The sequence below is a fragment of the Tepidamorphus sp. 3E244 genome, from assembly GCF_046159835.1.
Classification (GTDB): Bacteria; Pseudomonadota; Alphaproteobacteria; order Rhizobiales; family Tepidamorphaceae; genus JACKJK01.
In genome coordinates this window covers 1,208,317-1,220,776 of record NZ_JBJXCY010000001.1, presented here as the reverse complement: position 1 = coordinate 1,220,776, position 12,460 = coordinate 1,208,317, and the positions used below count along the sequence as shown (strand labels likewise).

The 12,460-nt window shown below is 55.5% G+C and carries 11 protein-coding genes and 1 tRNA gene; 2 read left to right on the top strand and 10 right to left on the bottom strand.

Going from position 1 to position 12,460, the window contains the following annotated elements:
- Nucleotides 1-23: 23 nt before the first annotated feature.
- From ACKTEK_RS05775 to ACKTEK_RS05740, 8 genes are all read right to left on the bottom strand, one after another.
- On the bottom strand, nt 24-569 hold the full coding sequence (locus ACKTEK_RS05775; protein WP_409164287.1) for a hypothetical protein: 546 nt from the start codon (nt 567-569) through the stop codon (nt 24-26).
- A 69-nt stretch (nt 570-638) separates the two neighbouring features.
- Nucleotides 639-1,202, bottom strand: coding sequence for a recombinase family protein (locus ACKTEK_RS05770; protein ID WP_409164286.1), 564 nt, complete (start codon nt 1,200-1,202; stop codon nt 639-641).
- Nucleotides 1,203-1,605: 403 nt separating this feature from the next.
- Complete coding sequence (locus ACKTEK_RS05765) at nt 1,606-2,385, bottom strand: hypothetical protein (RefSeq protein ID WP_409164285.1); 780 nt, start codon at nt 2,383-2,385, stop codon at nt 1,606-1,608.
- A gap of 8 nt (nt 2,386-2,393) precedes the next feature.
- Nucleotides 2,394-3,836, bottom strand: a complete 1,443-nt coding sequence (gene dgt / locus ACKTEK_RS05760; RefSeq protein WP_409164284.1) for a dGTP triphosphohydrolase — start codon at nt 3,834-3,836, stop codon at nt 2,394-2,396.
- Nucleotides 3,837-3,873: 37 nt separating this feature from the next.
- Entirely contained in the window at nt 3,874-5,085 is a 1,212-nt protein-coding gene (locus ACKTEK_RS05755) for a three-Cys-motif partner protein TcmP (protein ID WP_409164283.1), read from the bottom strand.
- A gap of 22 nt (nt 5,086-5,107) precedes the next feature.
- The gene (locus ACKTEK_RS05750) at nt 5,108-5,887 is read right to left on the bottom strand and encodes a phage Gp37/Gp68 family protein (protein ID WP_409164893.1); all 780 of its coding nucleotides are present in this window, start codon (nt 5,885-5,887) and stop codon (nt 5,108-5,110) included.
- Between the two features lie 246 nt (nt 5,888-6,133).
- Nucleotides 6,134-6,946 (bottom strand): thermonuclease family protein, encoded by an 813-nt coding sequence (locus ACKTEK_RS05745; protein ID WP_409164892.1) that lies wholly within the window; start codon nt 6,944-6,946, stop codon nt 6,134-6,136.
- A 742-nt stretch (nt 6,947-7,688) separates the two neighbouring features.
- Complete coding sequence (locus tag ACKTEK_RS05740) at nt 7,689-8,495, bottom strand: hypothetical protein (RefSeq protein WP_409164282.1); 807 nt, start codon at nt 8,493-8,495, stop codon at nt 7,689-7,691.
- A gap of 165 nt (nt 8,496-8,660) precedes the next feature.
- Here ACKTEK_RS05740 and ACKTEK_RS05735 point away from each other — a divergent pair, with 165 nt between their 5' ends.
- The gene (locus tag ACKTEK_RS05735; protein ID WP_409164281.1) at nt 8,661-9,005 is read left to right on the top strand and encodes a helix-turn-helix domain-containing protein; all 345 of its coding nucleotides are present in this window, start codon (nt 8,661-8,663) and stop codon (nt 9,003-9,005) included.
- Between the two features lie 77 nt (nt 9,006-9,082).
- On the opposite strand, the gene ACKTEK_RS05730 is transcribed toward ACKTEK_RS05735, so the two are convergent.
- A tRNA-Arg gene (locus tag ACKTEK_RS05730) sits at nt 9,083-9,159 on the bottom strand.
- Between the two features lie 167 nt (nt 9,160-9,326).
- Between ACKTEK_RS05730 and ACKTEK_RS05725 the strand changes: the two genes are divergently transcribed.
- Nucleotides 9,327-10,658, top strand: a complete 1,332-nt coding sequence (locus tag ACKTEK_RS05725; protein WP_409164280.1) for an aspartate aminotransferase family protein — start codon at nt 9,327-9,329, stop codon at nt 10,656-10,658.
- A 12-nt stretch (nt 10,659-10,670) separates the two neighbouring features.
- On the opposite strand, the gene recJ is transcribed toward ACKTEK_RS05725, so the two are convergent.
- Nucleotides 10,671-12,455, bottom strand: a complete 1,785-nt coding sequence (gene recJ / locus ACKTEK_RS05720) for a single-stranded-DNA-specific exonuclease RecJ (RefSeq protein WP_409164279.1) — start codon at nt 12,453-12,455, stop codon at nt 10,671-10,673.
- Between the last annotated feature and the right edge of the window lie 5 nt (nt 12,456-12,460).

Here is a 12,460-nt window from a genome sequence, read left to right as displayed (position 1 = left end):
GAATTCAGTACGAGACTGATACCTCACTGGCAGTTTTCTAGGATTTTTCCAACTGCTTTGGTTGAACCCCGGACAGTGAAACTGTTCTCATGGAAATTGTTAGACAACCAACTGACGGCCACTGCGACACGCTTTCGCGCATCGATAATCGATTGGGCGACCTCGATAGATAAATCAGCTGCGTATAGGGCTTCGCCATCGGATAGGCTTGCAACGGGATCCAATTCGACCACGGCTTCCTCGTCAACCCGAAGTAGGAGCTTTGCCCCAGAACTGTTGATCAGACTGACGGCGTCGTCACCCATTTTCTCCGGGGTTATGTAGATAATCTGACTATCGCCACCAGTGCATCGGATACCCAGCGCATATCCCCCTCTACCGGCGGCTAACGCAAGATGGACGCTATCACTTCCAAACGCGCTTTCTTGCTTCTGGTATACCCACTGTGCTCGGAGTTCCGTCGGAACAAAAACTGTCAAAAAAAACAAAAACGCAACTGTTCGCATGTGCAATCCCCAACCCCATTTGCCACTATTGCAAAGTTTCGATGCATCGAACCGTTGCGTCAACTAACAATCATACCTCCAAGCGAACTACGCCGATCACACCGTCTGAGCGAGATTGGGAATGGAGAGCATTTAAATCTGATTATCCGCGAGTATCCTGTACACACTGGCTCGGCCAATCGACAGCCTCTCAGCGATCTTGGTAGCGCTCATGCCTTCTGACTTCAGTTGACAGACCTCGGACGATCTCGCACGAGCAGTAGGCTTCCGCCCCTTGTACTTTCCTTCCAATTTCGCTTTGGCAATCCCTTCTCGCTGACGTTCCAACATCAAGCTGCGTTCCCACTCCCCCATAGCGGCGAACATAGTCAGCATCAGCCTTCCACTAGGTGATTGTGTATCTACTTGGCTGCCGCCGAAGTCGAGAATTCGCAAACCAACACCGTTCTTCTCCAGACGATCCATCAATTTTAAAAATCCGATGGTCGATCGGGCTAGACGGTCCAACTTGGTGATCAAAAGCGTATCGCCTTCACGAACGAAGTCCAACGCTGCCTCAAGTTGTATCCTCTCAGCGATTGATGAGACCTGTTCCGAAAAGATCCGCTTTGCACCAGCGGCCTCTAAATCTCGCTTTTGAGCTTCATAGCCCGCACGCTGCTCAACAGTTGATGTTCGCGCATAACCAACGATCATATCCCCACTCCGTCTCGATAGGCTCAAGGAAGAACTGGGAATTGTGTCTCAATATGCAATACCCATTCATGTGAGACGATCGGAAATCTGCATTAAGTGTCCCGCACGACCCGGACCCATTGGGAAGCAAGACCGAGACTTCCTATCGGCCAAACTCGGGCAACATGCGGTCCAATCTGGCCGGTCATTGACCAGCCGAAATGCTGCAGAGTGGCCCGCCATTCCGAACTTTCGCCGCGCGTGAAATAAGTCCAGAGGCCGACGAATTCGATGCGACTGAGCTTGCAACTGTGGTCAGTTTTGACTGCTAGTTCAAACTCTTATGAGCTGCTCACATTCGGCAACCTAGAGCTCAAGATGTACAAGCAGATCGCCATCGAGAAACGCTTTCTCCAAAAGCATGCTAGCTGACGAAGTTATCAAATAGAGATAACTGCCGCTTAGGCAGCCACTGAAATGGACTGCTCTGGTCCCACTCCAAAGCTCTGGCTCTCATGCCTGCCAGCAACGGTTGGGACAGCCTCCTGCGTAAGAAGCTAGATGCTTCGTGGGATAAGATCTCCTCATTGGAGATGTCCTCAAGCCCCCCTACAACGAATGCAGAAAGCCTTGGCCCGGTCTGAATTTCATCAGACGAGCAAATTGTACGGAGTGAGCGAACTAATGCTCCAACAGCGTTCGGGTTATCCTGCAGCACGAGTTCCAAATACTTGTTAGAAAGATCGGGAAAATAATTTTCGCCGTGATGAAGCGAACCAGAGCGCCAATCGTAAAGAATTGCATCCCAATTGAAGAACGTCGTTTCAAGAAGGGATAATGGGCTGTGAGCTTCGACGACACCCTCAGCAAAGGCCCAAGTTCGCGAGACCTCCCACACATCGAAGTTCCAACGTCCGAAACGAACACGGTGCCCACCAAACCTATTCCGCACTGCTTGGTAACGGCCCATGAGGCCAACTAGGGCTTCCGCATCGTGGACCTGCACCACGGTATCTACATCGCTCGAAAAGCCCGGCGAACCAAAAAGGGAGATGTCCCTTAGCGCTCCACCAAAGACAAAAACGTCTGCACAATCAGATACTTCGTCAATAAACCTCGCAACAGCACTACGTTCAGCCATCGGCTCATCAAAGAAGCGCCGTATACGCTTCGTCGCGGCTTCATGGTGCAGTGCCGGTTTCATTTCTCTCCTCAGCAGCGAAGCTCTCTCAGTTCCCGTTCAAAGCTTACTGCGAAGCCATCTGTCATGCCAGAGATCATGTCTGCGAGCAATTGACAGCGGCGATACCCCAGCGGCAGGTTCTCGTTCGGACTTTCGAAAACTCGCCGGTAATTCTCCGAAATGCGTCCGTAGGCATACTTTTCAAAGGGGGTTCCGACATGCCCTTTGACATCCACCTGAGGGTCACCACGCCCAACGATGGCCGGCCAAAGCATGTCCATGATTGAGTGGATCACCTTGTGCCCCACCAGTTCTAGCTCGAGGATACTTCGATGCTTGTAGGCATTTATGAACGCAAACTCTTTCAGTTTCTTGCAAAGCAACGCTGCATCCGAGACTGAAAGAAGATCATCATTCAAAGTGCCGCTCTCAATATCTGATTGCTTCGCTAAGAAGGCCTCGATGACTGCAGTAATCATCGTTCCAATAGCAAACACGCGAAACATCTGGGTTGAAAGATCGTTCACTTCGTTCGGCGATAGCCTCGCATCCTTATGCATTTTATGCTGCAAGTCTGACCGCTCACAAACATCGACAATTGCAGCATCGGTTTCACGTTCCCCATCCGCGCCAGTCTCCAAATAGCTGATCAAATCTCTGTAGGAAACAAGCCCCTTCTTAACCGCGTCTTCTACGTCCAAAACAGAGTATGCAATATCATCGCTTGCCTCCATCAAGAACGTCAAAGGATGACGAAGCCCCTCTTCGAGCCCAGTTTCCTGCCAAACGTCTTCCACCACATCTATTTCTGAATGGAAGCACCCAAATTTCTTAGTTGCTATATTTGAACTGTCCTGCTTATCCGAAGTCACCGGATACTTCATAAGAGCTGCCAGCGAGCCGCACGTAAGATTGAGCCCAAAATTATCATTCATTATCTGCAGTTTTGTAAGAACACGAAGCGCTTGCGCATTACCCTCGAACCGCTGAAAATCGAGACGCATCCGTTTCTTTACTTTGCGCTCAATGCCCGATTTCTTTTCATTGAGAAACCCAAATACTTCTTTTTCGTTTTTCTTGAACCAATCCCCAATTGCAAACTCACCTTGATGACCGAATGGTGGGTTGCCTATATCATGCGCCAGTCCTACCGCCGCGAGAATTGATGGTAGATCACGATGATAATCACTCGAATTAAATTTCGACCCTGACCGATGCGCGAGCGCGACACCTATACTACGCGCTATATTTGATACCTCATGGGAATGCGTAAGACGCGTTCTAACGCTGTCGTTTTTCTCCAATGGGAATACTTGGGTTTTGTCTGCTAATCGACGAACGGGGGTGCTAAAAAGAACTCGATCATAGTCACGTTCAATTTCCGTTCGATCACCACCTGCGTTCAGCGGCTGTCCTCTTTTGCCGCCCATGTCCTTACGGCGGGTCGAGGACATAAGTTTTTTCCAATCCACGGCTTCCTCCAATTGTTCGGTTTCTCGGCGCCTCGGATCAGCCGAAGTGAAAAGACCTTTGTGGTGTCAGACGTATTGTGTCTGTCCGCCGGATCATTTGCGGTTTCCGCCTTCTCCCGCCCGTTGCGGTCACAACTTCTATTTCCGGTGACTTCAGTAGAGCGCTGTTAAAGTCATCCGAGTGGGCAGGCGTTTGATTGTATGTTCGATCAAAAAAACTCGCGACCGACAGTGAGGCCTCCGGAGTGCAATCTTTGAGAAATTTAGGTATGTCAACCAACAACTCGTCCCTCGCGCCCCGTCGTGAATTTGCATCGAACAGGTACAGCGTAGCATCCTCGACAGAATTATACCTCAACATCTGCAAACCCGACCTACCTACATGGGCTTGGGAGTTCTTTTTTCGATGAAGAATATCGTTATAAACCTGCCTCGCCCGGAACGAATTCGCGAAATGCACAAGCCAGTACTCCCACCCATTTTGGTTGTTGATCGAGAACGGACTTACAAAGTTCGCTAGGGCTTGAAATTCCTCAAAAACGACCAGCTCTACTGCCGCCAGCCATTCTTTCTTGTGTTTGTGCAGTGAGATATCTGAGATCCGACCATCGAATATCCGCTTATTTTGCCTTCTCGTAGGGCTAATGAAGGCCAAAAACGACGCAATTGAGAATGTTAAGAACACTTCGGAGGATCGCGTCAGCGAGAGGGCCGTTCGCAGATGCTGTTCAGACACACTTGCGTGACCATATTGATCGAGGTTAAAGAGGGTGTTTCGAACCTTTGAAGCCGAAATCAATTGGGCAATCATTGGAAGATTTCTACCGAAGTCTCCTTCGCAGTATTTCACCCAGAACTGTGCGCCGCCCTTTTCCTCTTTGTGCTCGCGCAAAAACGCTTCAACACGGCTTTTTAGGGCGTGTATTGCATCAGGGCATCCATCGTTGAAATACATATAGAATTCGAAGGAAATCGGCCTAAAACCTTCGATTTTTCGCCTTAGATTTACCTCTGCGCTTACTGCTTTAAGCGCTTGCAGTGTCACTAGCGGAGAACCAAGCGTACCGCATTCATATGAGCCAGCTCCGCTAAATCCATCCACAAAGGACAGCCGAAACTTCTCTTGCTGAGGGAGACTGCACCTGACTTGAACGTATTCGTAAATATACTCTCTGATAATTTCAAGCTTGATCTTGGAATGAGGACCAATTATAGCACCGTTCTTCCAGTCATATTGCTTTGTTACCATCCGGATAGTGGCCCTATTAATCCTATGGAGACACTGAAGTTATAGGCATTTCTTCCCATATCTTGCCTCGAAATAGCCTTCCATTAGCTTTCTTCGAGCGTTTTTTGTTATCTTTCCCCCACGTACCCCACTGCTTAAAGAAAAATGCCGTTCCATGACGTACGCACAACGAATGTATTTCTTCAATCCAGTGCTCTTTGATAGGCCGCGCCTGCGGTCCACTTTCGCCTCCAACTATCGCCCAATGAATGTTGCTTAGATCCACCTCTCCGACTGGCGCGATTAACGGCTCGAAGGAAACAAAGCGGATAACTGCGGGGGTGGCCGAAATGATATCAATTCTTGCAACTGTTTCTTTACCCTCCACACTAGTCCCCAGCCAAACATTTGGAAGCACCACGTCGACATGGTTTCTCACAAAGTCAAGCATGCGCTCAGGTCGCTTTGTTAAAATCTGATACTGATGATGCGGTGTTTTTTCCATCGTTTGCCAAACTCTTTTGACAAATGTAAATGGCACTTTCTCGTGAAATAGATCACTCATTGAATTAACGAAAATTTTTCTGGGTTTTCGCCATTGCAGCGGCGCCGCCAGAGACTCTTCATCCAGATTGATCGCGCCTGTCCAAACGGTTCTTTTACCTGAGCGCCGGGCAAGCCCTTGATACTTCTCCATTCCCATAGCTTCCAACCGAAGAGCCATATGCATGGCGTAACAGTTCGTGCATCCGCTAGATGCCGCTGTACACCCTGCGACTGGGTTCCAAGTCGTGTCTGTCCACTCAATCTCTGACAAATGCATTCTCCATGGGTCAAACAATTTGATTTCTCAGAGAGTTAGCATCAGATCGGAGCCCTAGCATTCCGGACTTGACGAGGGCTCTGATCGCTGAAGCGCACGTAACGGAGATGACGATGACGCTGTAGTCTCAACCAGCAACCAAGCCGCACGTGCGTACAGTCGTCGTATGCCGCTAATTTTGCAAGGTTGTTCACATGCCATGGACCAAGTGAGAGACCTAGCCACCCTCCCTCTTATCGTGTTGGGTTAGCTTCCCCATCGCGGGGCGCGCCATCCCGCTTTCAACGCTTCCTCTTCACTGCAGAACCACCGTTCACCGCGCTCTTCGGAGATCCGTGTGCGGTGATAGTCGCGAGACCAAGGCGTGTGATAGATCCGGCCATTTCCCGAGATGTTGCCTTTGATTGGACAACCCTCCGGCGATACCTGTTTTTCAACTGCCCAGCGATCTTTTCGAAACGCTGCCGCAGTTTGCGTCGGGGCCTGCCAAATCCCAATCGCTGCTGATTTTGCCTCAGCCTCGAGACCAACGTAATCACCAGAGTACTTTCGAAAGGCCCAAGCGTAGCCAGAACGGACAAGCTCGGCGTTCAACTCAATTTCACCGACTGAGCAGACTGCTATCACTCTGCCGTGCTCATCTAAACCGCGGTGATCACAGACTACTGTCTGCCCTTCCGTGAGCGCTATCAGCTTCTGAGTAGCGAGTTTTCCGCATTGCCATTCTCCCCCATCGACCGAAGCGCAAGTTTGAGAATGTTCTGGCGTGTCGATGCCGTGCAGCCTGATCGTTGTGTCATCCATAACGAGCGTATCACCGTCCACAATGGTGGCTTCGCCAGCGCTCAGTGATGTCGATGGCATGACCAACACCAGCGCGAGAATTGCGATCGCGAAACGAACTAGTTGATGCATATTCTTGATGTGCCTCAGGGATGGCAGATCGATATCGAGCGTTGACCCGCCATCGATCTTCGCAAGTTCAGTGGCAATGATACGGCTTTGAGCCAGCGTGACAGCAACGACCGGGAGGAGAATTCTTCCGACAGCCGCCACCATGTTCAAACTGAGTAGCGCTGATTTGATTCATTTCGGGGATATCTGAATGACCGAATATCGGCAGCGCAATAACGACTGCCATCGCCAATTGCTTCACGTTCCCACCCATCCTGTTTTTTCGTTACGTCAGTTTTTCACAGGAAAATGGCTTAGGCAACGCGCTTTAAAGGCTCAATCACGTTCCGAATACGCATTGCGATGCAACGTGCTTTGATTTCATTGCGTTTATTCGGCTTTCGGTACGCGCATCTACGCAAAATTTCTGCGTAGGTCCCATCGATCAACTCAGTGGGGGCAAACCAGTCGGATATATCTCTTTGAAGGGCTGATACATCTTGCGGACGTCCATCGTAAGCATCGTGAACCACGCCCCTTCCCGATGGTGCTTTTCCGCAAAGCGAAGCCAAGCGTCAGGCTCTAAAAACCTTCGGTGCAAGAGCCGATGGGCATGCTTGGACAAGGGATACCAGTTCAACGGATCGCGATAGTCCTCGAGATGGGTGTAGATGTACCCATTGCCCCTGATGTCGTGTGGCCGCGAAAACCCCGTTATGCAGCAGACGGTCGGGTTGTTGCCCTTTCGATACCGCTCCACGCGCTGTGGGGCGTTCGACAGCGCCCGTTCGGAGCTTGAGAAGCCGTTGTAGTAGCGATCAGCCCAGTTGGCTTCAGCGGCCTCCGCAGCGGCTTGCAGGAAATGGCTTTGGGATCGATATGGGTTAGGCCGCAAAAGGGTCGCTACCTACTGCCCGACTGCGACGAGATGGTCGTAGTTTTTCAGGAACGCCTCGCATTGCATCTCGCTCTCGGGTCCCAGTTGAGCAAATGCCTCGTTCGTCAGAGGAATGGCCTGATCAAGGGCGGCATACCATTCCCGATCGAGACCGTGCTTCTCCTTGAATGCCTGTTCCTTGTCGTAGTCGAGTTCGGTTCCGCAGCGAGCAGCCCCGTAGTAGGCAACCGTCAGTTCAACTTCTGCTTTGAGTTTGGCTTCCGACATTCCCGGTTTGAGCGTGAGCGGAAAAACCCACGGGTCACGACCCGCGAACCTGCCACCTTCAACAAAATAATGTCCATCCGGGCCGAACAGCATGAAGATGTCCGTTCCGCAGAACGTCTCCCAGTCGTAGATCTGCTCGATGGTCTTGACGAATTCCGAGTGCAGTGCGCGGACCTGAAGCTTGAAGTCGAACCTGTTCACGCCAATCGCTTGGACGGTATCGCTTGGCACGGTGTGCCCGGAGAAGCCGCACCAGTGCATCGCATTGGTCGCGATGGCAGCAAATTTGACGTACTCCCGGTCGCCTGCGTTGAGCGCCTCGATTGTCTCGCCAGTTGCTTCGCTAGCGCCCTTCGGGTCGTAGGCCGCTTGGGCAGCTCCAACTGCAACTAGTTGTGTCTTTCCGGTGTGATCGCCTTCGAACCACAATCCTACGAATGCAGGGAGGTTGTAGATCGCGAGACAAAAGATCAGGGCGATTGCGAACCAACGCCGCCCTCGCTGGCGGATCGCTTTTTCTTCCGTTTGGTAATCGTCTGCCCCGTGCATCTGCATATCTCCCGAACACCTGATTGCACCCGGGTTCAATCTTAGGACACTCGGGCTCAAAGTCGTTACAAGTGAACGTTACCCGTATCAAAAGTCTTAGTATAGCCGTTAATTCGGATTTTGGATCGGTTTTCTCTGGCTCCGCTCGGACAGATGATCCGGGTCATGGACATCAAGAAGGCACTCGGCCATCGCATCCGCACCCTAAGAAAAGCGCGCTCTAATTCCCAAGAGGAGCTAGCGGCGCGGATCAATCGATCCGTCGATGCTATCAGCCTCATCGAACGCGGTGAGAATTGGCCATCAGTTGAAACGCTGGAACGGATCGCCGCAGCGCTCGATATGCCAACGAGCGAGTTGTTTAACGATCTGTCGGACATTGGGCGGGAAGCTGACGCTGATGACACGTTAGCTAGCGCAGTAGGCAAACTGTCCCAGTTGCGAGCCGACGACCTCAAAATCGCACTTGCTACCATCGAGGCACTGGCCGCAAATCGGCTCCACAAATGACGCGGAGACTGCCGGACATTAGCCGGACATGTGCATTGATTTCGCAGAACGCAATCCAAAAAAATTGTTGGAATTGCTGGTGACCCCGACAGGATTTGAACCTGTGACCCTCAGATTAGGAATCTGATGCTCTATCCTGCTGAGCTACGGGGCCTATGCCAGCCAAGGGCTGCGTTCTAACAGACCGGGCCTTTCGATAAAATTGCAAACTGGTCGCACGCCCTGCACGCCAATGTCGCTGGACGAACGCGTCAGATCGCCTAACCTTGCGAGGAAAAGCCTGCAACCACGCACGCAGGCGACCTTGCGGGGACGAGCGCCATGACCGGACACATTTTCGGACGCCACACCAAGTCAAAGCTGCCGACGGCCGAGCGCGGCGACGGCTGCTACATCGTCGACACAAACGGCAAGCGCTACCTGGATGGCTCCGGCGGGGCGGCGGTTTCCTGCCTCGGGCATTCCGACCCCAAGGTGACGGAAGCCATCAAGGCGCAGATGGACAAGCTGGCCTTCGCGCATACCGGCTTCTTCACCTCCGATGCCGCCGAAGGGCTGGCCGACAAGCTGATCGCGCATGCGCCCGATGGCATCGAGCGCGTCTACCTCCTGTCAGGGGGTTCGGAGGCGATGGAAGCGGCCATCAAGCTGGCGCGCCAGTATGCCATCGAGGCGGGCCAGGCGAGCCGCACGCACATCATCGCGCGTCGCCAGAGCTACCACGGCAACACGCTCGGCGCGCTGGCCGCCGGTGGCAACATGTGGCGGCGCGAACCCTTCGCGCCGATGATGATCGAAACCACCCACATCTCTCCGTGCTACGCCTACCGCGAGAAGCATGACAGCGAGAGCGACGCGGATTACGGATTGCGCGCGGCCAACGAGCTGGACGCGCAGATCCGCAAGATCGGACCGGACAAAGTGCTCGCCTTCATCGCCGAGCCTGTCGTCGGCGCGACAGCAGGGGCGGTCCCCGCCGTGGAAGGATATTTCCGGCGCATCCGCGAAATCTGCGATGCCCACGGCGTGCTGCTGATCCTCGACGAGGTGATGTGCGGCATGGGCCGCACCGGCACGCTCTTTGCCTGCGAGCAGGACGGTGTAGCACCAGACATCATGGCCATCGCCAAGGGGCTTGGTGCGGGCTACCAGCCCGTCGGCGCGATGCTGTGCAGCCAGTCGATCTATGAGACGATCGAGAACGGCAGCGGCTTCTTCCAGCACGGACACACCTACATGGGCCATCCGGCGGCCTGCGCGGGCGCAAAGGCCGTGCTTGATAGGCTGATCGACGATGGAGTGGCCGCCGGCGTGATGGAGCGCGGCGAGAAGCTGCGCGCCGCGTTGACGGAACGCTTCGGCCAGCACCCGCATGTCGGCGACATTCGCGGGCGCGGGCTGTTCCAAGGGCTTGAGCTGGTCGAGGACCGGGAGACGAAGGCCCCGTTCGATCCGGCACGCGGCATCAACAAGACGATCAAGGCGACCGCCTTCGAGAACGGGCTGATCTGCTACCCGATGGGCGGCACCATCGACGGGCGCAAGGGTGACCACGTGCTGCTCGCGCCGCCATTCATCATCGAGGATGCGCAGATCGATGAGTTGGTCGAGAAGCTCGGCAACGCCATCGACAAGGCGACCATGGCCGCCTGAAAACCTGCCCCGTCAGGCCGGGTCGGCGGCATCGCGCAGCTGCAACTGGACCGACTGGGAGCCGCCCCAGCGATTGATGCGCAGCGAGCCGGCGGCGTGAATGTTGCTGCCGCGCCTGGCTTTCAGGAAATCGCCCAGCGGGGCATCGCCGGCTCGAAACGCGATGCCCTGGATCTTGTCGCCACCGGCAGAGGCCAGCGCGAGGCGCACGTGCCCCTGCGCGGTCTCCTCCACGAATGTCAGCCGGTGCGACGGCAGGACGACCGTCGGCTCTGCGTGGCCGGTGCCGTACGGCCCTGCCCGCTCCAGCGCCGTGACGAGTTCGATTGTTGCGGCACCGGCGGTCAGTGCGCCGTCGATCTTCATGTCATCGCGCGCGCTGGCCTGCGCCACGGCTTCCGCCAGCAGGCCGTTCAGATGGTCGCCGAGATGCGCGAGGCGCTCGCGCTCCACCGTGAGGCCAGCGGCCATGGCGTGGCCGCCGCCCTTCACCAGGTGGCCTGCATCGACCGCGCCACGGATCGCGCGACCGATGTCCACGCCGATGAGTGAGCGGGCCGAGCCTGCCCCTGCGCCGCCGCCGGAGAACGTTACGGCGATGGCGGGCTTGCGGAACTTCTCCTTCAGGCGCGCGGCGATCAGCCCGACGATGCCCGGGTGCCAGTCGTCGCTGGACACGAGGATGACGGCGGCGTCTGCCGCGGCGAGCCCCTCCGCCTGCCCCATCGCATCTTCCAGCGCTTCTTTCTCCATCGCTTGCCGCTCGCCATTCAACTGGTCGAGCAGTGCGGCGATGCGTCCGGCCTCGGTATCGTCCAGCGTTGTGAGTAGCCGCGCACCGAGACCGGCATCGCCGATTCGACCGCCGGCGTTGATGCGCGGCCCGAGCAGGAAGCCGAGATGGTAGGGCGTTGGCGCGTCGCGCATCCGCGAGGCATCGCACAGCGCGCGCAGGCCCGGGCTTTCGCGCCGGTGCAGGATCTTCAGCCCCTGTGCGACGAAGGCGCGGTTGAGGCCAGTGAGCGGCACCACGTCCGCAACGGTGCCGAGCGCGACGAGATCGAGCCAGCCCATCAGGTTCGGCAAGTCGGTGCGACCGGCTTCGCGCAGTTGCCGCGCGGCCTCCACGACGACGAGGAAGACGACACCGACGGCTGCAAGATGCCCCTGGCCGGAAATGTCGTCGGCGCGGTTGGGGTTCACCAGCGCATTGGCATCCGGCAAGGTCTCGCCCGCCTGGTGATGGTCGATCACCACCACGTCGAGGCCCATGGCGCGCGCATGGGCGATCGTGTCGTGGCTCAGTGTGCCGCAGTCGACCGTGACCACCAGCGCGCAGCCGTCTGCCGCGAATTTCTCGAAAGCCGCGTCATTCGGCCCGTAGCCTTCGAAGATGCGGTCGGGAATGTGGATATCGGCGCGCAGGCCGAAATGGCTCAGGAAACGGTGGAGCAGCGCGCTCGACGTCGCGCCGTCCACGTCATAATCGCCGAAGATGCCGACGCGCTCGCCGGTCGTAATCGCCTGCACGATGCGGGCGGCGGCCGCCTGACAGTCCGTCAGGCTGCGCGGGTCGGGCATGGTGTCGCGCAGGCGCGGTTCGAGAAAGGCTTCCGCATCGTCCGGGTCGACGCCGCGCGCCAGCAGCACGCGGGCGACGATCTCCGGGATATCCAGCCGCTCGGCAAGCCCGTGGACGAGGCGCAGCGCGCCTTCGGGCAGCCGGTCAACCCAGCGCCGGCCACAGGCCGACGCCGTCACGCCGAGCAGCGCGTTTCTTTCAAGCGGGCCTGCCATCGCCG

Excerpts from the sequence above, each read along its gene's own strand:
- ACKTEK_RS05770 (WP_409164286.1), bottom strand. The coding sequence starts at position 1,202 with ATGATCGTTGGTTATGCGCGAACATCAACTGTTGAGCAGCGTGCGGGC.
- ACKTEK_RS05765 (WP_409164285.1), bottom strand. The coding sequence starts at position 2,385 with ATGAAACCGGCACTGCACCATGAAGCCGCGACGAAGCGTATACGGCGC.
- ACKTEK_RS05755 (WP_409164283.1), bottom strand. The coding sequence starts at position 5,085 with ATGGTAACAAAGCAATATGACTGGAAGAACGGTGCTATAATTGGTCCT.
- ACKTEK_RS05750 (WP_409164893.1), bottom strand. The coding sequence starts at position 5,887 with ATGCATTTGTCAGAGATTGAGTGGACAGACACGACTTGGAACCCAGTC.
- ACKTEK_RS05745 (WP_409164892.1), bottom strand. The coding sequence starts at position 6,946 with ATGGTGGCGGCTGTCGGAAGAATTCTCCTCCCGGTCGTTGCTGTCACG.
- ACKTEK_RS05740 (WP_409164282.1), bottom strand. The coding sequence starts at position 8,495 with ATGCACGGGGCAGACGATTACCAAACGGAAGAAAAAGCGATCCGCCAG.
- ACKTEK_RS05735 (WP_409164281.1), top strand. The coding sequence starts at position 8,661 with ATGGACATCAAGAAGGCACTCGGCCATCGCATCCGCACCCTAAGAAAA.
- ACKTEK_RS05725 (WP_409164280.1), top strand. The coding sequence starts at position 9,327 with ATGACCGGACACATTTTCGGACGCCACACCAAGTCAAAGCTGCCGACG.
- recJ (WP_409164279.1), bottom strand. The coding sequence starts at position 12,455 with ATGGCAGGCCCGCTTGAAAGAAACGCGCTGCTCGGCGTGACGGCGTCG.